This window comes from Pseudoclavibacter sp. JAI123, from assembly GCF_013409665.1.
GTDB lineage: Bacteria > Actinomycetota > Actinomycetes > Actinomycetales > Microbacteriaceae > Pseudoclavibacter.
Genome location: NZ_JACCCM010000001.1, coordinates 2,568,632 through 2,587,485, shown reverse-complemented (window position 1 = coordinate 2,587,485; position 18,854 = coordinate 2,568,632). Strand labels below are relative to the sequence as shown.

Here is an 18,854-nt window from a genome sequence, read left to right as displayed (position 1 = left end):
GGGCTGGCCCCTTTCGTGTGGCAGGTCCTGCCTGTCAAAAACGGCAGAATTTCTCTCATCGTGAATACTTCGGCGCTCCATACCGCCGATTCGGGCCTCGCGCAGGACGCAGAACCGTAGGATTTTGTCTGTGCCTGGCGTTCAGGCGAGAACTTTCGACGTTGAGGGGTCCCATTCGATGATGGAAAAGTCCGAGCAGACGCAGCACGAGTGGCTGGAGAAAGTCGGCATCGCCGAGCGGATGATCCCGCTCATCGGAAACCTGTACCGCACCCGGAACGTCGTGACCTCCATCTACGGTCACCGCCTCATCAACCTCTCCGCGATCGACATCATCAAGGCGCACCGCTTCGCCCGCCGCATCAACGACGTCGAGCTCTCGCTGGACGCGACGCTGCCGATCCTCGAGCGGCTGCAGGAGTTCGATCTCGGCACCGCCTCCATCGACCTCGGCGAGCTGGCGACGCGCTTCGCGGCACAGGGCGAGGACCTCGACACGTTCCTCGCGAACCAGCTCCTCGAAGTCATCGGCACCGGCTCTCCGGACTCGGGCGCCGACGTCGTGCTGTACGGCTTCGGCCGCATCGGCCGCCTCCTGGCGCGCATCATCATCTCGCACGCCGGCACGGGACGGGGGCTGCGCCTGCGCGCCATCGTCGTCCGCAAGGGGAGCGACAACGACCTCGAGAAGCGTGCGAGCCTGCTGCGCCGCGACTCGGTGCACGGCGCGTTCGCCGGCTCCATCTCGGTCGACCAGGCCGCTTCGACGATCCAGGCCAACGGCACGGTCATCCAGGTCATCTACTCGAACGACCCCGCGACCGTCGACTACGAGTCGTACGGCATCCGCGACGCGATCGTGGTCGACAACACGGGACGCTGGCGCGACGCCGACGGTCTCGCGCAGCACCTGCAGAGCCCCGGAGTGCGTCGAGTGCTGCTCACGGCGCCCGGCAAGGGGCAGCTGAAGAACATCGTCTACGGCATCAACAACGCCGGCATCACCGACGACGATCGCATCCTGTCGGCCGCCTCGTGCACGACCAACGCCATTACGCCGGTGCTCAAGGTGATCGACGAGCGCTACGGGGTCGTGCACGGTCACGTCGAGACGGTGCACTCGTTCACCAACGACCAGAACCTCATCGACAACTTCCACAAGGGCGACCGTCGTGGTCGGGCCGCCGGACTCAACATGGTGATCACCGAGACCGGTGCGGCGAAGGCCGTCGCGAAGGCGCTGCCGCACTTCGAGGGCAAGCTCACGGGCAACGCCATCCGCGTTCCCACGCCGGACGTCTCCATGGCCGTGCTCAACCTCACGCTCGAGCGCCCGACGACCCGCGGCGAGGTCAACGACTTCCTGCGCCAGGTGTCGCTCAGCTCGGTGCTCCGCCAGCAGATCGACTACATCGAGTCGAGCGAGGTCGTCTCCACCGACTTCGTCGGCACGACGCGCGCCGGCATCGTGGATGGCCTCGCGACGATCGCCGAGGGCAAGAACCTCGTGCTCTACGTCTGGTACGACAACGAGTTCGGCTACTCGACCCAGGTGGTGCGCATCATCGAGCAGCTCGGTGGCGTCCAGCCGCCCATCGTGCCGCACCGCAGGGAAGTCTCACAGCTCTAGGCCCGGCGCCGCCGCGCCGTCGCGTGGTGCGCCAGATACCCCGAAGGGTCGCCATCCTGTGCGGATGACGACCCTTCGGGGTATCTCGTCGCTGGACTACTTGAGCTCGGCGCCGAGGATCTCGGTGTAGGAGGCGCGCTCCTTGCCAAGCCGCGAGTTGCGGCGGCTGTAGAGGAAGTAGATGGCGAGGCCGATGGCCAGCCAGATGGCGAAGCGGAGCCAGGTGAGCGTCGACAGGTTGAGCATGAGCCAGAAGCAGAGCACGGCCGACAGGATCGGCAGGAACGGCGACCACGGCATGCGGTAGGCGAGCTCGCGGTTCGGGTACTTCTTGCGGAGCACGAGGATGGACAGGCTCACCAGCACGAACGCGGAGAGCGTGCCGATGTTGATCATCTCTTCAAGCCAGTCGACGTTCGTGAGGCCGGCGAGGAGCGCGACGGCGATGCCGACGCCGATCTGCAGGCGGATGGGGGTCTTGCGCTTCTCGCTCGTGATGCTCCACGAACGCGGCAGCAGGCCGTCGCGGCTCATGGAGAACAGCACGCGGGCGAGGCCCATGAGCAGCACGAGGATGACGGTCGTGAAGCCGAGCAGGATGCTGATGGAGATGATCTGCGCCGCCCAGTCGGCGCCGACGAGGACGAACGCGGTCGCCAGCGACGGGGTCTCGGTGGCGGCGAGGTCCTTGTAGGAGACCATGCCGGTGATGACGAGGCTCACCGAGAGGTAGAGCACCGTCACGATGCCGAGGCCGAGGAAGATGCCGCGGGGCAGGTTCTTCTTCGGGTTCTTGACTTCCTCCGCGCTCGTCGCGACGACGTCGAAGCCGATGAACGCGAAGAAGACGATGGATGCGCCGGCGAGGAGCCCGAAGACGCCGTACATGCTCGGCTCAGCGCCGGACATGAACGAGAAGAGCGACTGGTGCCAGGCATCCGTGCCCGACTCGGCCGCAGGCTGCGACGGCGGGATGAACGGCGTGTAGTTGCTGGCCTTCACGAAGAACGCGCCGACGACGATGACGAACAGCACGGTCAGGACCTTGAGGATCGTCAGGACCGCGCTGACGCGTGATGAGAGCTTCGTGCCGAGCACGAGCAGCGTCGTGAGGACGGCCACGATGAAGAAAGCGGCCCAGTTCAGCTCGAAGAGGCCGAAGATGCTGAGCTTGGGCGGGATGTCCCAGTCCCAGATGTTGACGACCTCCTGCAGGTAGACGCCCCAGTAGCTCGCGATGACGGCGGAGGCTGACAGCATCTCGAGGATGAGGTCCCAGCCGATGATCCAGGCCAGGAGCTCGCCGAGCGTCGCGTAGGTGAAGGTGTAGGCGGAACCGGCCACGGGCACGGACGAGGCGAACTCCGCGTAGGCCATGATCGCGAGGCCGCAGGTCACGGCGGCAAGCAGGAATCCGATGGTGATGGACGGGCCGGCGTTGTTGGCGGCCGCCTTCGCTCCGACGGAGAAGATGCCGGCGCCGACGGCGACGGCGACGCCCATGATGGCGAGGTCCCACACGCCGAGGGATCGCTTGAGCGACCGTTCCTCGGAGTGCGAGTCCGCGAGTGAGGCCTCGATGCTCTTCGTTCGCATCAGGCTTTGGAAAAAGCTCAAGGTGTTCCCCCAGTGTGTTCTCTCCGCGCGCGGGCACCCGCGCGCGTGTGGAGTTTACCTGCCGGAAGCACGATGGCGATTGCCGGGGGAGAAGTTGCGTCGATCCCCACGTGGTGGTGACCCCGCTCATTGGCAGGGAGTGCCGGGCCTGCATGCCCTAGGGTTGCCCGGCAGGACCAGCCAGTTCGGAATGTCGCGAAGGAGGAAGCGTGCCTGACCTCGCAGATGCGCCAGATGCGCTGCTTGTCGCCCGTGCCAGAGACGGTGACGAGCGTGCGTTCGAGGTGCTCATCCGCCGGCATTGGGGACTCATGATCGCGACCGCCATCAGGCTGCTGTCGTCGCGCGCTGACGCCGAGGACGCGGTGCAGGACGCCTGCATCGTCGCCTGGAAGCGCCTCGACCTCCTCCGCGACCCGGATGCCGTGCGCGCGTGGCTCGTGCAGATCGCGGCACGCAAGGCGACCGATCGCCTCAGGAGGCGGAAGTTCGAGCAGGACATCGACGACGTGGACGCCCCGGAGGCCCCGGAGCTCGGTCCGCTCGCGCAGCTCGAGCTGAACGCGAAGCTCGATTCGGCGTCCCGGGTGCTCGCGGGCCTCCCCGAGCTGCAGCGCCAGTGCTGGATCCTCAAGGAGACCGCCGGGTTCACCTACGCGGAGATCGCCGAACAGCTCGACACGAACACATCGACGGTGCGTGGGGCCCTCTCTCGGGCCCGGATCGCGCTGCTGCGGGGCATGGAGGAATGGGCATGAGCGAAGAAGTCGAGCCGACCATCGGCGCCGCGGGGTACACCCTGACGCAGCTCTCGGAGTACCTGGACGCCGGTCGTCTGCCGTACAACGCCGACATCGAGGAAGACCCTGAGTGCGAGCGGGCGCTCGCGGCACTCGAGCGGGTGACGAGGGCGTCGCACGACCTCATCGAGGCGGAGTCCGCGGCCACGCCCGCGCCGAGCAGCGCCTGGCTGCAGTCCATGCTGCGCGGCATCGCGATGGATGCACGCGCGGGCCGCGAGATCCCGCTCGCCTCGCTGGAGCCCGAGTTCGAGTTCTCGCAGAGCGAGGGTGTCATCCGCGAGCTCATCCGCCGGACTGGCGACGCCATCGACGGCGTGCTGATCGGACGGTGCGTGCTGGACGGCGACGTGACCACGCCGGGAGCGCCGGTGCACGTCACCGTCTCGGTGACGGTGCTCGGGCTGCGCCCGCTGCATCCGCTCGCCGACGAGGTGCGGGATGCGATCGCGGAGGCGCTTGCACTCGACACGACGCTGCGGGTCACGGGCATCGATATCGTCATCGCAGATGTGAGGAGCGTCGAATGATCGACCGTGAGCGCGTCGCCGAGGTGGTCGAGGGCGCGGCCCTCGGAACCCCTGGCGTTGTGGAGCTGCTGCCCATCATCGGCATCCACCTGGGATCACTGCACGTGGATGTCGGCACTGCAGACGGTGTCGTCTCGATCACGGTGCGCGTGCGCGTCGACTCGTCGGGCCCGCAGGGGCGCATCGTGGAAGGGCTCGCGACGCGGATCAAGGCGGCTGCTCTGACGGTGCTCCCGGTCGGATCGACCGTGCGGGTACGCGTGCGGGTGCACGCCATCGCGGGTCGAAGCTGAGCCACAGCTGCGGCATAGCAATGCCATAGCCCCGGGTTGGATGCTCAGTGGTGTCGAAAGGAACCACACATGTCCACCCCCTTCACCCCGGAGAACTCCCCGCAGGACGGCGCGAAGTCGTACCCCGAGTCCTTCCCCCAGCAGCCCTTCGCCCCTCAGGCGCCAGCCGGCCAGCAGGCGCACTCGTTCGCGCCCCAGTACTCGTCGGGGTCCGGCCAGTATCAGCCGGGCCAGTACGTTCCAGGTGGGTCCGTCGCCGGTGGCTACGCCTCGTCTGACTCGAGGACCCATCAATACCCGGGTGCAGACTTCTCGTCGAGCAGCTTCGGCCCGGCCGGTGACCAGGCGGCTGCCCCCGACACGAAGCCGCGCAAGCGCCGTTTCGGCACGGTCGCGCTCCTCACCGCGGGTCTCCTCGTCGGCGGCGTCGTCGGCGGTGGCGTCGGAGGTGCGGTCGTCGGGGGCTTCGGCTCGTCGCAGGTCGCCGCGGGCCAGTCGAGCTCGCAGTCGATCACGGTCAACAACCCGCAGGATGCAACGCTCGTCACGAGCATCGCGGCTGTGGCCTCGCCGAGCGTCGTCACGATCTCGGCCTCCTCCGGCCAGACGGCCGCGAGCGGCTCGGGCGTCGTCATCGACGGTGCCGGCTACATCGTGACCAACAACCACGTCGCGACGATCGACGGCGCCACCGGCAACGCTGAGCTCTCCGTCCAGACCAGCGACGGTCGCCTGCTGCCTGCGACCTTCGTCGCCGGAGACCCCGTGCTCGACCTCGCGATCATCAAGGTCGAGGACACGTCCCTGACGCCGATCACCTTCGGCGACTCCGACAAGCTCAATGTCGGGGACGTCGCTGTCGCCATCGGCGCGCCCCTCGGACTCTCCGACTCCGTGACCGAGGGCGTCGTGAGCGCGCTCGACCGCGGCATCCTGGTCAGCTCCTCCGCGGTGCCCGAGGAAGTCGAGTCCGACGGCACACAGGAGGACAGCCCGTACAACTTCTGGCGCGGCGACCCCAACTCACCAGAGGGGCAGAGCACGACGCAAGGCTCGTCCTCGGTCGCCCTGCCCGTGATCCAGACCGACGCCGCCATTAACCCGGGCAACTCGGGTGGCGCACTCGTCGACCAGGACGGTGCCCTCATCGGCATCAACGTCGCGATCGCCGGCGCGAGCAGCGGCGGCGAGACTGCCGGGAACATCGGGGTCGGCTTCTCGCTGCCGTCGAACCTCGTCAAGCGGGTGACCGAGCAGCTCATCGCCGACGGTGCGGTGTCGCACGGGTTCCTTGGTGCCAGCGTGAGCGACCCGACGGCGGCCGACTCGAGCGTGGCGGGCGCCTACGTCGCCCAGCTCACAGCGGGAGGACCTGCGGCGCAGGCCGGCATCCAGGCCGGTGACGTCATCACCTCCTTCGGTGGCCATCGAGTCTCGAACTCGACGGACCTGACGGCGCAGATCCGCGCCCTCGAGCCCGGCACGCAGGTCGAGGCCGTGCTCGTGCGCGGTGGCCAGGAGCAGACCGTCCAGGTGACGGTGGGGGAGCTCGGGCAGTAGGACTCAGCTCCAGGACCAGACTCGCGGCAGATCCTCTCGACGACGGCGGGCACGCACCTATCCTTGGTGCGTGCCCGCTCCTGTGCTTACCGTCGCCGCCATCTGCTTCGAAGACTCCGAGGGGCGGGTGCTCACGGTTCGCAAGCGAGGGACGACGAAGTTCATGCTTCCCGGCGGCAAGCTCGAGCCGGGGGAGTCGCCCAAGGCCGCCGCGATCCGGGAGATCGAGGAGGAGGTCGGCATCGTGCTCGACGATGCCGAGGTCGCCTTCCTCGGCGAGTGGACGACCGCGGCTGCCAACGAGGCGGCGACCGACCTGGTCGGCACCGTCTACCTCGCTGCGCTCACCGGTGAGCCGAACGCGCGGGCCGAGATCGAGGAGCTGCGCTGGGTGGATGCGTACCCGGGGCCGGATGCTGACCTGCGGGACCTTGCGCCCCTGCTCAGTGAGTGCGTCATGCCCGAGCTTCGGAGGCGCCGGGACGCGCGGGGCTGAGGCCTCAGCCCGAAGCTCTCGAACATTCTCCGATATATCGCTTGACACCGATCATTCACCGATATATCGTCGAGCTATCGGAGCTGCAGCGTGCAGCTCCGGCAGAAAGGTTCATTCAATGCGCAAGCACTTCACTCACAATCACCACCCGTTCGAAACCGAACGGGGACACTCCCACGAGGGTGGTCGCGGTCACGGTTACGGCCAGGAGCACCAGCAGGACGAGCGCGTCCGACGGTTCTCGCACGGCTTCGGTCCCGGACGAGGCTTCGGCCCCGGGTTCGGGCCGGGCGCGGGTCACGGCCCCGGCTTCGGGCCCAAGTTCGGTCCACGCGGCCACCGCCGCGCTGGCAAGGGCGACGTCCGCGCCGCCATCCTCTCCCTCCTCGCCGAGGGGCCCTCGAACGGCTACGGCCTGATCAAGGGCATCGCCGAGAAGACCGACGGCGTCTGGCGCCCGAGCCCCGGCTCTGTCTACCCGACGCTGCAGCAGCTGGTCGACGAGGAGCTCATCGAGCAGGGCGGCACCGAGAAGAAGCCGGTCTTCGAGCTCAGCGAAGCTGGCCGCACGTACGTGTCCGAGCACGCCGAGGAGCTCGAGCAGGGCTGGCGCGGCGTCGCCGGTATGTCGGAGACGGCGACCGGCCTGCGAGAGTCCGCGATGCAGTTCATGGGCGTCATGCAGCAGTTCCGCCTCGGCGCGACCGAGGAGCAGCAGCAGGAAGCCACCAAGGTGCTCGACGACGCTCGCAAGGCCCTCTACTCGATCCTCGCCAAGTAGGCGGGGTGCGGGTCACGACCGCGGGGGTGACACTCCCGCGGGGCCAGAGCACGAGGCTCAGGAGCGTTCGCGCTGCTTCGCGTCGCGACGCTCCTGGATCTTCGCCTCACGAGCGAGCTTCCGCAGCTCCTTCTCGAGGTCGTCGAAGCGCTCACCGCGCTCCGGGTCGTCCTCCGGCGAGGTCGGCAGCTGCATCCGCGGACTGCCCTTCGACCACGGGTCGAGCAGTTCATGCTCGATGTGCGCGGAGATCTCGGCCCACGCGTCGGCTCGCGCCTGCTCGATGAGGCCGTCCACGTACGCCTCGTCCTCGCGTTCCGACTCGATCCGCTCGCTCACCGCCTGAGACGCCCGCTCACGGAAGCTCAGCGTCTCGATGTCGGCGTGGCGGTAGTCGTGCGCGCTCAGCGAGCGACCAGGCCTCGCGCGGTCTCGCACACCGGCCACGCGCTCCGCCGAGTACCGGAGCTCCTTGAGAACCCGGTCGAGGGACGCGTTCGCGGCCTCGCGATAGTCGGCTGCGGCGAACGGCACCTTCTCGCCGACCGTGCGCTTGATGATGGCGTTCTTCACGTCGAGCCTGACGATGCGCAGCGCGAGCAGCAGCCCGTCGTCGATCGCCTCGGAGAGCTCAGGGAAGATGACGGGCGGCAGCCCGGCCTTCTTCTTCGGCTTCGTCTGCTGACTTGTCGAGGAGGTTCGAGACTTCCGGCGCCAGCGGAACATCATCCCTGGTCCTTGGGGGCCTGCGACTCCTGCTGAGCCTTTGTCTCCTGGTGTGGAAGGCCAGCGGTGCCCAGCTTCGTCGCGCCGCGCGAGCGAGCACGCTGCTCCTCCAGCGCTGCGAGGAACTCCGCCTCCCAAGCGGGGTCGACCTCGATGCCCTGGCGCTTCGCCTCCTCGACGCTCAGCTCGCGGGGGAACCCGTGGGTGTCGGAGAGCAGGAACACATCAGCACCGGTGAGGGTCGAGCCCTTGTAGGCGGCGAGCGCCTTGAGGCCACCCTTGAGGGTGCGGCGGAACGAGCGCTCCTCCTTGACGAGCACCGCGACGACCTGGTCGCGGCGTTCGCGCACCTCCGGGTAGTCGTCGACGTAGAGGTCGGCGATCGTGGGAACGAGCTCGGCGAAGAAGTTCTCCGAGATGCCCAGGATGAGCGCCTCGCGGATCGCGCGGCGGACGAGGCGCCGCATGACGTAGCCCTGCTCCTTGTTCGAGGGCACGACACCGTCGACGGCGAGGAAGGTGGCGCCGCGGAGGTGGTCGGCGATGATGCGCATCGACAGCGTGTGCGCTTCGTAGCTCTCGCCGCTCAGCTGCTCGATCTGCTCGACGATGGGGCGCAGGAGCGAGATGCGGAACACGTCCGGGGAGTCGATGGCCGCCGCCGCGATGCGCTCGAGGCCGCCGCCGAAGTCGACGTTGCGTCGCTCCAGCTCGACGAACGATCCGTCCTCCTGTCGCCGGTACTGCATGAAGACCTGGTTGCCGATCTCCATGAACTGGCCGCTGTCGCTCGCGGGGTGCGCCGCACCGTAGGACGGGTCGTGGTGCTCGGGTCCGAAGTCGTAGAACACCTCGCTGTCTGGTCCGCAGGGGTCTCCGATGGGCGTCGCCTGCAGCGATCCGCCGCGCGACCACCAGTTCTCGCTGCCGTCGTAGAAGAAGATGCGCTCGCCGGGCTGCACGCCGCGTGCGTCGCCGTCGGCCTGGCTGCCCATCTCGACGATGCCAGCTTCGATGCCGCGCTCCGCGAAGGCCTTCTGCCAGATGCTGGCCGCCTCGTCGTCGCGCGGGATGCCGGCAGCCTCGTCGCCGATGAAGGCCGTCACGTACAGGCGGTTCGGGTCGAGGCCCACCGTGTCGACGAGGAACGAGAGGAAAGCAGGGATCTGCTCGGCCTTGAAGTAATCGCCGAGACTCCAGTTGCCGAGCATCTCGAAGAAGGTCGTGTGGCGGTTGTCGCCCACGTCGTCGATGTCCTGCGCGCGGACGCAAGGCTGGCTGTCCGTGAGGCGTGTGCCGTCCGGGTGGTCCTCGCCGAGGAGGTAGGGGAGGAGGGCCTGCATGCCGCTTCCCGTGAAGAGCGTCGAGCCGTCTCCGCGGGGGATGAGCGGGGCTCGGTCGATCCTGACGTGCCCGAGCCGCTCCTGGTAGTCGAGGTAGGCATTGCGAATCTCGTGCGCGTCCATGTGCAGAGTGTTTCACACCTGCGCATGCCGTATCGTGACCTCGCCGAACGTGGGGGCGTTCAGGCACTCGGAGACGAGTGCTCGAGTGAGGTTCAGGGGAGTCGTCTGTGCAGGAGATCGCGCAATTGTGGACCGATGCGACGGGGCTCTCGACGGCGCACATCGCCGACGGATGCGTCCGAGCCGGGGTTGAGGTGCGTTGCGGCCCGCCGGGGCTGACGTCCGTTTCCGGTCGGGCGACGAGAGTGGCTGGTCGGTGCCTGCCCGTGCGTCATTTCGGCAGCGTCGACGTGTTCCTCGAGGTCATCGAGCGGGCGCATCCCGGGGACGTGCTCATCGTCGACAACCAGGGACGCTCTGACGAGAGCTGCGTGGGTGATCTTGTCGTCCTCGAGGCCAAGGCGGCTGGTCTCGCCGGCATCGCCATCTGGGGGCTCCACCGGGACACCCGCGACATCCGCGGCATCCGTCTCCCGGTCTTCAGTCTCGGCGCGCTGCCTGCTGGGCCCCGACGGCTGGACGAGCGGCGACGCAACACGTTCGCGTCGGCCGAGTTCGGAGAGCACACCATCCGCACGCGCGACACCGTCTTCGGCGACGAGGACGGTCTGCTCTTCGTGCCGGAGGATCGTGCCAACGAGGTGCTCATGCACGCCCTGCAGATCCGCGACGTCGAGCGCGCGCAGGCATCGCGCATCCGCCTCGGCACGAGCCTCCGGGACCAGGTGCGCTTCTCCGCCTATGTGCAGGCCCGCCGCGCCGAGCCCGCGCTCACGCTGCGCGAGCACCTGAGCCGGGTCGGGGGCGCGGTCGAGGTGTGACGCGGCCGCGCCTCAGCTGACCGTCTCGCTCAGGCGAAACGTCGCGGAGGTCGACGCCTCGCTGAGGTGCCAGAGGCGCGCCGCTCGCTCCCGGTCGCGCTGCGTCGCCGGCTTGTCGAGCTTCACGGGGGTGCCGCGCAGGGTGCGTGCCGGGCCGAGGTAGTCGCCGCCGGCGACGGCGTCGCTCGTGAGCGCGTGCACGGCAATGGCCGCCGCACGGTGCTTGCCATGGGCGAACGGGCCGGCGAGGCGGGATGCGAAGCGCTGCCACGCGGTTGGCTCGCTGACGCCTGTGCGTGGCGGCGTCGCGCCGTTGACGGGGATGCCCGGGTCGACGACGAGCGCTTCCGCGGGTGCCCCGGCGGCCTGCAGCCGTCGGTCGAGTTCGAACGTGAACATCTCGAGGGCGTGCTTCGACGCGGCGTAGGCGCGCTTCGGCTCGTACAGGTGGGTGCTCTGCCAGTCTTCGAGGTCGAAGGGGTAGATGCGCGTCGCGAGGCTGCCGACCGCGACGACGCGGCTCTTCTCCGGCGCCTCCCCGTCGAGGGCGGGCTTCGTGGCCACGAGCGCGTCCATGAGCTGCGCGGTCAGTTCGAAGTGCCCGAGGTGGTTCGTCGACATCGTGAGCTCACGACCCTCGGAGTCCTGCTCGCGGTGCGCGCCGGGGGAGACGTGCGCGGCGTTCAGCAGCACGCCGTCGAGGCGCTCGCGGGCGCTCAGGGAGGCGGCTGCGCTGGCGATGGACTCGCTGGAGGTCAGGTCGAGGAGGATGCGGCTCGTGCTCGCATCCGGCACCTGCTCGGTGATGGAGATGAGGGCTCTGTTCAGCTTCTCGACACTGCGCCCCAGCAGGACGACGTGGTGGCCGCGGCGGGCGAGCTCTTCCGCGGCGAAGTAGCCCACACCCTGCGTGGCACCGGTGATGGCGAAGGTCTTCATCGTCACACTCCTTCAAGCCTCGAACGTTTCGAGACTCAGAGTACAACGCTTCGATTGCTGAAATATTTCCGTGGCGTAAGGTACTGAATATGGATTCGCTGGAACGGGCGATGCGTGCCGTCTACGAAACCGCGCAGAGCACCAATGTGGCTGCTGAGCGGGAGCTCGAAGCGCTCGGATTGACCTTCGCGACCGCGCAGGCGCTCTGGGCGATCGACCCCGACCGTGAGCCGCCCGCCATGAAAGAGCTCGCGACGAAGCTGCACTGCAACGCGTCGAACCTGACCTTCGTCTCGGATCGGCTCGTCGACCGCGGCCTGGTCGAGCGGCGTGAGAGCGAGCACGACCGGCGCTCACGGGTGGTCACGCTGACGGCCGAGGGCAAGCGCGTTCGAAAGCTCGCGATCGCGGCGCTCAAGCGCGCCTCGCCACTCGCTGGCTGCTCGAGCACCGAACTGAAGGCGATCGCGAAGAGCTTGAGTGCGCACGGCCTCTGACATCGGGGCTCGAGCAGCGGAGGGTGCTGCCCCATCTGAGCGGTGGACGGCGGCGTCCGTCGACGACCTCGTCTGCATCGAGCTCCCGCGCAGTTCGCGACTGCTGGCCCTGACCATGGGGGCGGCGAACGTCATCATGCAGCTCTCCAACCCTGCCGTGGGGCAGGGCGTCGCGCACAGCCGGGTGCGCAGCGGTCGGCTCGACGTGCATCCGATCAAGCGCACCAGGACAACGCTGAGCTACCTCGCGGTGGCCGTGCTCGGCACGCCGGATGAACGCCGCGCGTACCGCAGGGCGGTCACGCGCCAGCACGCGCAGGTCCGCTCCGACCGCGACCCTCGCGCGACCGAGGAGTACTCGGCGCTCTGGGTCGACCTGCAGAAGTGGGTGGCCGCGTGCCTGTTCGTCGGCTCGCGCGACGTGCTCGACCTCGTCGAGGGGCCGCAGCCGACCGCGACCGCGGAGCGCTTCCTCCTCGAGGGGCGGGTGTTCGGCACGACCCTGCAGATGCCGCCGAGTGCCTGGCCCGGCAACCTGGTCGCGTTCGACGCGTACTGGAACGCGGAGGTCGCGAAGCTCCGCGTCGACGACGAGGTGCGCACCTACCTGCTCGACGTCGCACGGCTCGGGTTCGCGGCTGGGGTGCTGCCCGAGCGGATGCGGGCCTGGCATCAGCGGCTCACCATCGGCTTCCTGCCGCCCGAGTTCCGCCGCGCGCTGCGGGTGCGGTGGACTGCCGCGGACGAGGCGTGGTTCGTGCGCCAGCGGGCGCGGCTCGTGCGCATCGAGCGAGCGCTGCCGCTCGCCGCGTCCAGCCTCGTCTACCGGCTCCTCCTCGCTGACGTGCGCCGGCGCATCCGACGCGACCGGCCGCTCGTCTGACCAGTCTCGGAACCGTCAGGCGTCGCCTCGGCCCAGGGCGTGCACAGTCTCCCGACGCGCGAACGTAACCTGGCGTCCACACGCCCGTAGCAGGGCCCCTTCAGGCTCACAGCATGACCACCCGAGTAGACCCGTTCATCGGCACAGAGCCCACCGCGCTGCCGCCGCAGACGGGCCTCGCCGCGACCTGGTGGTGGCCGAAGCCGCAGATCGGCAACACGCATCCCGGTGCCACCTATCCGCTCGGCATGGTGTCAGCCTGCGCCTACTCGGGCGCGTACCCGACGGGCTACGGCCGATACGACCTGAGCCTCGAGGGCGTGCCGGAGACGATCTACGACCGGTCTCTCGCCTCTGGCTTCACCCACTTCCAGCAGTCGGGCACGGGCGCGATCCGCAAGTACTACAACTACTTCCGCGTGACGCCGATGACCGAGCCGCTCGACGTGCTCGGCCGCACCTGGTCGCTCGACGACGAGGACGCCTCGCCCGGCTACTACGCGGCGACGCTCGGCAACGGGATCCGCGCCGAGATCACCGTCGGCCCCAAGAGCGCGGTGCACCGGTACACGTTCCCCAAGCACGCGAGCGCGCGAGTCGTGATCGACTTCTCCCTGGGCGGCCTCGCCATTCCCTACGGAGCCACGGTGCCGCTGCGGGCCCACCTCGAGACGGTCAGGCCGGGCGTCGCGACGGGCGAGATCGTGGCCGAAGGCGCTCCGCTCGCCGTGCACATCGAGTGCGACACGCCTCAGTGGCGGCAGCTGCTCTGGCACGACCGTCGCCTCATGCCGGGCGGCACTCGCCTCGACTTCGACCACATCCGCCCCACCACGCTGCGCCCCTTCGGCCTCATGTGGGCTGGTCCCAGCGAGGAAGGACAGGTCATCGAGGTGCGCATCGGCTTCTCGCTCCGCGGCGTCGAGCAGGCCGAGCAGAACCTCAGAGACGACTGCGGCGACGGGGAGGCCAGGTTCGCCGACCGGCTCGCCGAGACCGAGCGCGACTGGCAGAGCCTGCTCGACGAGATCGACGTCGACACTGGCTCCACCGAGCGCGAGACGGTCTTCTCGACCGCCCTCTACCACTCGTTCGTGAAACCATCGTTCGCGCTCAACGAGAGCCCCTTCTGGCCGAGCGACGGGCCCTTCGTCTTCGACCTCTCGACGATGTGGGACATCTACCGCACCCAGCTGCCCCTGCTCACCGCGCTACGCCCCGACAAGGCCGTCGAACTCGCCAACGCGCTCCTCACCATCTGCGAGGAGGAAGGCAACTTCCCCATCGGCTACCGCATGGCCAAGGGCAGCGACCGCTTCTCCCGGCAGGGCAGCGCGCTCGCGCACACCTTCCTCGCCGACCTCTGCCAGCTCGGACTGCCCGGCATCGACTGGGACTGGGCGCTCGTGCACATGGCCGACGACCTGCGGCGCACCTACGGCGAGGAGTTCCTGCTGCGCGGCGTCGCCCACCCCATCACCCACACGCTCGACCTCGCGTTCGGCTACTGGTGCACGGCCCGCGTCGCCGCCCGCGTCGGCGACCTGCAGCTCGTGCAGCAGCTCGAGAAGCGCGCAGGGCAGTGGAAGGGGGCGTTCGACCCCGAGACGGGCCTGCTCGTCGACTCGAACTTCTACGAGGGCTCCAAGCACAACTACTCGTTCCGCATCCTCCACGACATGGCGGGGCGGATGCAGCTGAGCGGCGGGCCGGAGGGCTTCGTGGCCCAGCTCGACGAGTTCTTCGGCTACGGCGCGCCGCCCGTGAAGCAGCCAGGCCGCACGCCTGGCATCGAGGAGCTCGCCGCCGGCTACGCACTCGGCCGCTTCGAGGGCCTCAACAACGAGCCGGACATGGAGGCCCCCTGGGCCTACCACTACGCGGGGCGACCGGACCGCACCGCCGAGATCGTGCACGCCGTCATCACCCAGCAGTATGCGACCGGACGGGGCGGCCTGCCCGGCAACGACGACTCCGGCGGCCTCAGCTCCTGGTACGTCTGGGCCTCGCTCGGGCTGTTCCCCGTCGCAGGCCAGGCGAGCTTCCTCGTCAACGCCCCAGCCTTCGCGGAGTCCTCGCTCGCGGTCTACGGCGAGCGCTTCCGCATCACCACAACGGGCTTCCGCGAGCCCACCCACGGCGGACCAGTGCAGTACGTGCAGAGCGCCCACCTCGACGGGCGCCCACTCGCTCGCAGCTGGCTCTCGCCGAGCGAGCTCATGGCCGCGCAGGAGCTCCACCTCGAGCTCGGACCCGAGCCGAGCGACTGGGGAACCCGTGAGCAGGACCTCCCCACCTCGTTCCCAGCCCCAGCATCCGCCCCCATCACCTCACCCGAACCACCACCCACCGCCGACGGCCTGCCGTCGACACCAACCCCGGGAGGGCCCTCATGAACAAGATCCAGAACCGCCTCGTGATCGTCGTCCGCGCCGATCCGGTCATCTGCGGGCACTCCGTGGAAGCCCGCAACCTCGCGGAAGCCGCACGCCTGCGCGGCTTCGACGAAGTCCGCATCGTCACCTGGCCCATCGAGCGCCTCCAAGCGGCAGGGCTGCCGCTCAAGCCGCTCGAGACCGTCATGCCATACAGCGACGGCATCTTCGTCGACCGACCAGCACCCGTCGGCGACTACAAGGTGCCAGACGGCCGCTACCTCGCCGGCCTCATCGGGCGCCTCGTCGAGCTCTTCACCGACGGAGTCCCGACCGTGTGCATGTCGCTGTACCTCAGCCCGCACACGCTCGCCGTGGCCGAGGCGCTCACCGTCGCACGCTCGACGGGCCTCCCCGTCAACGTGACGACGATCGCCGAGGCAGTCGGATCCGACGTCACCAACGTCGTCAAGCACGCCGTCGAGGAAGGCCGCCTCGGGGCCGCCGCCCACATCCTCTCCGCCTACCTGTCGCAGGACGTCTGCGTCGCCGTCTCCGAGTACACGCGCGACCTCATCGTGGGGGAGGCGGCGAAGGTGGACGCGCAGCACGGCACCCGCTACGCGCCCCAGTGCGAAGACCGCATCGAGATCTCCTACCCGGCCATCGACTCGAGCGCCTACGTCGGCCTCGCGGACACCGACATCACCGCCGCCGTCGAGGCGCGCGGGCTGAAGCGCGACGGCTACGTCATGTTCCTGTCGCGCCTCACCGAGGCGAAGGGCGTCGAGGACCTCATCGCGGGCTTCGAGCAGTCCCGCGTCGCCGACGACCCCGACATCCAGCTCGTCATCGCCGGGCGCGGGCCGCAGGCCGAGGAGCTCAAGGCCATCGGGGCCGCGTCGCCGCTCGCCCACCGCATCCACTTCCTCGAAGACGTCGGCGACGCGGAGAAGCCCTTCCTCATGGCGGGCTGCGCCGCGTTCGTGCTGCCGACGAAGCCGCGCCCGGAGTTCATCGAGACCTTCGGGATCGCGCTCGCGGAGAAGATGCTCGCAGGTGGAGGCCCCGTCATCACGACCGTCACGGGAGGGGTGGGGGAGGCCGTCGGTGACCACGCCATCATCGTGCCCGTCAACAGTCCGTCGTCGATCGCCGAGGCGCTCAACACGGCCGTGCTCGAGACGAGCGCCGCCGAACGCCGACTGCTCGCCGTCCAGGCGAGGGACTACGCACTGCAGTTCGACCGGCTGGCCGTCTTCGACAAGCTCTTCGATCGGCTGCCCCGGGCGGCGCTCGCGGCCTGAGCACCACGCTTGGCCTCCTCCTCGCCTGACCAACTTGCGTGATGAAAGCCCCGGACCCGGCACGTGGTGCTGGATCTCGGGGCTTTCAGCACGCAAACCGGCCGGGCCTGGCGTCAGATGCGCGCGTCGGGAGGGCCGTTCACGCGGCGAGGAGCGCGTCGAGCTTCTCGTAGCCGTCCCGCACGCCGTGCTCCATGCCGCTCGCTACCAGGCCGTCGCGCATCTGGAAGGACTCGAGCAGGCTCGTGCTCGTGACCCTCGTGCGGCCGCCCTCGAGTGCCTCGAAGGTGATGGTCTCGAGCAGGACGCCGTCCGGGATCATCTCGAAGGTCTGCGTCTGTACGATGCGCTCGTTCTCGCGGATCTCGTGGAACGAGCCGAAGAACCTCGCGATCTCCTCGCCGCCCTGCAGGTTCACCCAGCGGTAGGCGCCTCCCGTGACGGCGTTCCAGTGGTCGATGTTGGTGGAGACGTCGTGCGGGCCCACCCATTTGGTGAAGAGGTCGGGGTCGATGAACGCGAAGAAGACGCGCTCGGGTGTGGCGTCGAACTCGCGGACGACGGTGATGTTCGGGAGGTCCTCGCCGACGGTGACGACGGTGTCCTTGGCTGAGGTGGTGCTCATGATGGTGTTCCTTTCTCGGGTGCTGCTGCTGTGGGTGGGGTCTGGTCGGTCTGGGACTCGAGGAGCGCGTCGAGTCGGCGGAATCTGGTCTCGGCGGTCGCCTGGTAGCGCTCTATCCATTTGGTCATCAGGCTGAGGACCTCCGCTTCGAGGTGGCGGGGAGCGCGGACCGCGTCGCTCGTGCGGGAGACCAGTCCGGAATCCTCGAGAACGCGGAGGTGTTTCGAGATGGCCTGCACGGAGACGTCGTAGGGGGCGGCGAGGTCGCCGACCGTCGCGTCGCCATCGGCGAGCCTGGCGATGAGGTCTCGTCGAGTCGGGTCGGCGAGTGCGGCGAAGACGGGGGAGAGCGCGTCGTGGTCCATGGCTCCTCGGGGTGTTTTGTCAACCAGATGGTTGATGGTTCAAGTCTGCGACCGGGTTGCGCGCTTGTCAACCACTGAGTTGATGAATCTCCGAGGGGTCACTGGATCAGGCGCGGACGGCGGCGCGGGCGGCCTCGAGTGCATCCGTCGCCGCGCGAGTGTCGACGCGCGCGATGGTCAGCGCCCCGACGACCGCTGACGTCACCAGGGCGCCGGTCTCGCGGGGGTAGCCGAGTGCGGCGGTGCCGCGGAGGATCGCCCGCTCGAGTGTCGCGCGATAGTCGGCGATGGTGTCGCGAACCGCTGGGTCTCGTGCAAGTGAGCTCGCGGCGGTGGCGAGGAGGAGGCAGCCGCGCACGTCGTCTCGTTGACCCTGTGCGGCGACGGCTGCCGAGAGTCTCGCGAGGTAGTCATCGAGGGCGGACGCGGAGACGGGCTCGGCGAGCAGCGGCGCGAGCAAGGGATGCACGACGTCGTCGAGGTAGCTCTGCACGGCGGCGTCGAAGAGTCCTCGCTTGCTGCCGAAGGTGTTGTAGATGCTCGACCGACTCAAGCCGGTCGCGGCCTCGATGTCGCTCGTGGATGCGGAGTCGTAGCCTTGGCGCCAGAAGAGCGTGCGCGCCCGTCGAACCGCGTCATCCTGCTCGAAGTTCTTCGTGCGTGCCATCTGGCCCCCGATACTGTAACGTTCGTTTCAGAATACACCGATCTAGGAGCATCTCGTGCTTGTCGCCGCCCTCGTCTTCGCCGCTCTCGCGGCCCTCGTGCACGTCTACATCTTCATCCTCGAATCCCTCCGATGGACGGCCGAATCGACTCGGAGAACGTTCGGCATCCCGTCGCTCGAGGTCGCCGAGACCACGAAGTCGCTGGCCTTCAACCAGGGCTTCTACAACTTGTTCCTCGCGATCATGGCCGGCCTGGGGGTCGTGCTCACGGTCGCAGGTCACCCAGCGATCGGGGCGACGCTGATCTTCGCCGGCGCCGGGTCCATGCTGCTCGCCGCCCTGGTGCTCGTCACGAGCGACCGCACGAAGCTGCGCGCGGGCAGCATCCAGGGGGGCTTCCCCCTCCTCGCCGTGGTGCTCCTCGGCATCGCCGCAGCGACCGGCGCGCTCGCGGCCTGAGCAGGGCTTCCCCGAG

The 18,854-nt window shown here is 68.7% G+C and carries 20 protein-coding genes; 13 read left to right on the top strand and 7 right to left on the bottom strand.

Features of this window, described 5'->3' with window-relative positions:
- The first annotated feature begins 178 nt into the window (after positions 1-178).
- Positions 179-1,630 (top strand): glyceraldehyde-3-phosphate dehydrogenase, encoded by a 1,452-nt coding sequence (locus HDC34_RS12160; protein ID WP_104312639.1) that lies wholly within the window; start codon positions 179-181, stop codon positions 1,628-1,630.
- Positions 1,631-1,726: 96 nt separating this feature from the next.
- Here the strand turns inward: HDC34_RS12160 and HDC34_RS12155 are convergent, their stop codons facing one another.
- The gene (locus HDC34_RS12155) at positions 1,727-3,226 is read right to left on the bottom strand and encodes an APC family permease (RefSeq protein ID WP_179557021.1); all 1,500 of its coding nucleotides are present in this window, start codon (positions 3,224-3,226) and stop codon (positions 1,727-1,729) included.
- A 230-nt stretch (positions 3,227-3,456) separates the two neighbouring features.
- Here HDC34_RS12155 and HDC34_RS12150 point away from each other — a divergent pair, with 230 nt between their 5' ends.
- The 6 genes from HDC34_RS12150 to HDC34_RS12125 all read left to right on the top strand — a co-directional run bounded on the left by HDC34_RS12150 (position 3,457) and on the right by HDC34_RS12125 (position 7,707).
- Positions 3,457-4,005 (top strand): RNA polymerase sigma factor, encoded by a 549-nt coding sequence (locus HDC34_RS12150; RefSeq protein WP_104252549.1) that lies wholly within the window; start codon positions 3,457-3,459, stop codon positions 4,003-4,005.
- Entirely contained in the window at positions 4,002-4,577 is a 576-nt protein-coding gene (locus HDC34_RS12145) for a hypothetical protein (RefSeq protein ID WP_179557020.1), read from the top strand. The genes HDC34_RS12150 and HDC34_RS12145 overlap by 4 nt, the downstream gene beginning before the upstream one ends.
- On the top strand, positions 4,574-4,870 hold the full coding sequence (locus HDC34_RS12140) for a hypothetical protein (RefSeq protein WP_104252551.1): 297 nt from the start codon (positions 4,574-4,576) through the stop codon (positions 4,868-4,870). The genes HDC34_RS12145 and HDC34_RS12140 overlap by 4 nt, the downstream gene beginning before the upstream one ends.
- A 69-nt stretch (positions 4,871-4,939) precedes the next feature.
- A complete protein-coding gene (locus HDC34_RS12135) occupies positions 4,940-6,430 on the top strand; it encodes a S1C family serine protease (RefSeq protein WP_179557019.1) in 1,491 nt (496 codons plus the stop codon).
- A 70-nt stretch (positions 6,431-6,500) separates the two neighbouring features.
- Positions 6,501-6,926 (top strand): NUDIX domain-containing protein, encoded by a 426-nt coding sequence (locus tag HDC34_RS12130; RefSeq protein ID WP_104312635.1) that lies wholly within the window; start codon positions 6,501-6,503, stop codon positions 6,924-6,926.
- A gap of 118 nt (positions 6,927-7,044) precedes the next feature.
- The gene (locus HDC34_RS12125) at positions 7,045-7,707 is read left to right on the top strand and encodes a PadR family transcriptional regulator (RefSeq protein ID WP_104252554.1); all 663 of its coding nucleotides are present in this window, start codon (positions 7,045-7,047) and stop codon (positions 7,705-7,707) included.
- A gap of 57 nt (positions 7,708-7,764) precedes the next feature.
- Here HDC34_RS12125 and HDC34_RS12120 read toward each other — a convergent pair whose 3' ends face one another.
- Both HDC34_RS12120 and HDC34_RS12115 read right to left on the bottom strand, forming a co-directional pair.
- A complete protein-coding gene (locus tag HDC34_RS12120) occupies positions 7,765-8,436 on the bottom strand; it encodes a hypothetical protein (protein WP_146079098.1) in 672 nt (223 codons plus the stop codon).
- Entirely contained in the window at positions 8,433-9,899 is a 1,467-nt protein-coding gene (locus tag HDC34_RS12115; protein WP_179557018.1) for an alanine--tRNA ligase-related protein, read from the bottom strand. Before HDC34_RS12115 ends, HDC34_RS12120 begins: the two co-directional genes overlap by 4 nt.
- A gap of 107 nt (positions 9,900-10,006) precedes the next feature.
- Here HDC34_RS12115 and HDC34_RS12110 point away from each other — a divergent pair, with 107 nt between their 5' ends.
- Entirely contained in the window at positions 10,007-10,720 is a 714-nt protein-coding gene (locus HDC34_RS12110) for an RraA family protein (protein ID WP_308807323.1), read from the top strand.
- Between the two features lie 12 nt (positions 10,721-10,732).
- On the opposite strand, the gene HDC34_RS12105 is transcribed toward HDC34_RS12110, so the two are convergent.
- The gene (locus tag HDC34_RS12105; RefSeq protein WP_179557017.1) at positions 10,733-11,659 is read right to left on the bottom strand and encodes an SDR family NAD(P)-dependent oxidoreductase; all 927 of its coding nucleotides are present in this window, start codon (positions 11,657-11,659) and stop codon (positions 10,733-10,735) included.
- Between the two features lie 89 nt (positions 11,660-11,748).
- Here HDC34_RS12105 and HDC34_RS12100 point away from each other — a divergent pair, with 89 nt between their 5' ends.
- The 4 genes from HDC34_RS12100 to HDC34_RS12085 all read left to right on the top strand — a co-directional run bounded on the left by HDC34_RS12100 (position 11,749) and on the right by HDC34_RS12085 (position 16,721).
- The gene (locus HDC34_RS12100) at positions 11,749-12,156 is read left to right on the top strand and encodes a MarR family winged helix-turn-helix transcriptional regulator (RefSeq protein WP_104252558.1); all 408 of its coding nucleotides are present in this window, start codon (positions 11,749-11,751) and stop codon (positions 12,154-12,156) included.
- A complete protein-coding gene (locus HDC34_RS12095) occupies positions 12,140-13,039 on the top strand; it encodes an oxygenase MpaB family protein (RefSeq protein WP_218854968.1) in 900 nt (299 codons plus the stop codon). The genes HDC34_RS12100 and HDC34_RS12095 overlap by 17 nt, the downstream gene beginning before the upstream one ends.
- A 113-nt stretch (positions 13,040-13,152) precedes the next feature.
- Positions 13,153-15,435, top strand: a complete 2,283-nt coding sequence (locus HDC34_RS12090; protein ID WP_179557016.1) for a glycoside hydrolase domain-containing protein — start codon at positions 13,153-13,155, stop codon at positions 15,433-15,435.
- Entirely contained in the window at positions 15,432-16,721 is a 1,290-nt protein-coding gene (locus HDC34_RS12085; protein ID WP_179557015.1) for a glycosyltransferase, read from the top strand. Before HDC34_RS12090 ends, HDC34_RS12085 begins: the two co-directional genes overlap by 4 nt.
- 139 nt (positions 16,722-16,860) lie before the next feature.
- Here HDC34_RS12085 and HDC34_RS12080 read toward each other — a convergent pair whose 3' ends face one another.
- From HDC34_RS12080 to HDC34_RS12070, 3 genes are all read right to left on the bottom strand, one after another.
- The gene (locus HDC34_RS12080) at positions 16,861-17,346 is read right to left on the bottom strand and encodes an SRPBCC family protein (protein ID WP_104311576.1); all 486 of its coding nucleotides are present in this window, start codon (positions 17,344-17,346) and stop codon (positions 16,861-16,863) included.
- Positions 17,343-17,711: a helix-turn-helix transcriptional regulator gene (locus HDC34_RS12075; protein WP_179557014.1), complete on the bottom strand. Its 369-nt coding sequence runs from the start codon at positions 17,709-17,711 to the stop codon at positions 17,343-17,345. The genes HDC34_RS12080 and HDC34_RS12075 overlap by 4 nt, the downstream gene beginning before the upstream one ends.
- Positions 17,712-17,817: 106 nt before the next feature.
- Positions 17,818-18,378: a TetR/AcrR family transcriptional regulator gene (locus HDC34_RS12070; RefSeq protein WP_179557013.1), complete on the bottom strand. Its 561-nt coding sequence runs from the start codon at positions 18,376-18,378 to the stop codon at positions 17,818-17,820.
- 55 nt (positions 18,379-18,433) lie between these two features.
- Here HDC34_RS12070 and HDC34_RS12065 point away from each other — a divergent pair, with 55 nt between their 5' ends.
- The gene (locus HDC34_RS12065) at positions 18,434-18,838 is read left to right on the top strand and encodes a DUF1304 domain-containing protein (RefSeq protein WP_179557012.1); all 405 of its coding nucleotides are present in this window, start codon (positions 18,434-18,436) and stop codon (positions 18,836-18,838) included.
- The last annotated feature ends 16 nt before the right edge of the window (positions 18,839-18,854 follow it).

Coding starts and splice junctions, on each gene's coding strand:
- HDC34_RS12080 (WP_104311576.1), bottom strand. CDS start 17,346: ATGAGCACCACCTCAGCCAAGGACACCGTCGTCACCGTCGGCGAGGAC.
- HDC34_RS12120 (WP_146079098.1), bottom strand. CDS start 8,436: ATGATGTTCCGCTGGCGCCGGAAGTCTCGAACCTCCTCGACAAGTCAG.
- HDC34_RS12100 (WP_104252558.1), top strand. CDS start 11,749: ATGGATTCGCTGGAACGGGCGATGCGTGCCGTCTACGAAACCGCGCAG.
- HDC34_RS12160 (WP_104312639.1), top strand. CDS start 179: ATGATGGAAAAGTCCGAGCAGACGCAGCACGAGTGGCTGGAGAAAGTC.
- HDC34_RS12085 (WP_179557015.1), top strand. CDS start 15,432: ATGAACAAGATCCAGAACCGCCTCGTGATCGTCGTCCGCGCCGATCCG.
- HDC34_RS12135 (WP_179557019.1), top strand. CDS start 4,940: ATGTCCACCCCCTTCACCCCGGAGAACTCCCCGCAGGACGGCGCGAAG.
- HDC34_RS12090 (WP_179557016.1), top strand. CDS start 13,153: ATGACCACCCGAGTAGACCCGTTCATCGGCACAGAGCCCACCGCGCTG.
- HDC34_RS12125 (WP_104252554.1), top strand. CDS start 7,045: ATGCGCAAGCACTTCACTCACAATCACCACCCGTTCGAAACCGAACGG.
- HDC34_RS12075 (WP_179557014.1), bottom strand. CDS start 17,711: ATGGACCACGACGCGCTCTCCCCCGTCTTCGCCGCACTCGCCGACCCG.
- HDC34_RS12105 (WP_179557017.1), bottom strand. CDS start 11,659: ATGAAGACCTTCGCCATCACCGGTGCCACGCAGGGTGTGGGCTACTTC.
- HDC34_RS12140 (WP_104252551.1), top strand. CDS start 4,574: ATGATCGACCGTGAGCGCGTCGCCGAGGTGGTCGAGGGCGCGGCCCTC.
- HDC34_RS12155 (WP_179557021.1), bottom strand. CDS start 3,226: ATGCGAACGAAGAGCATCGAGGCCTCACTCGCGGACTCGCACTCCGAG.
- HDC34_RS12145 (WP_179557020.1), top strand. CDS start 4,002: ATGAGCGAAGAAGTCGAGCCGACCATCGGCGCCGCGGGGTACACCCTG.
- HDC34_RS12115 (WP_179557018.1), bottom strand. CDS start 9,899: ATGGACGCGCACGAGATTCGCAATGCCTACCTCGACTACCAGGAGCGG.
- HDC34_RS12070 (WP_179557013.1), bottom strand. CDS start 18,378: ATGGCACGCACGAAGAACTTCGAGCAGGATGACGCGGTTCGACGGGCG.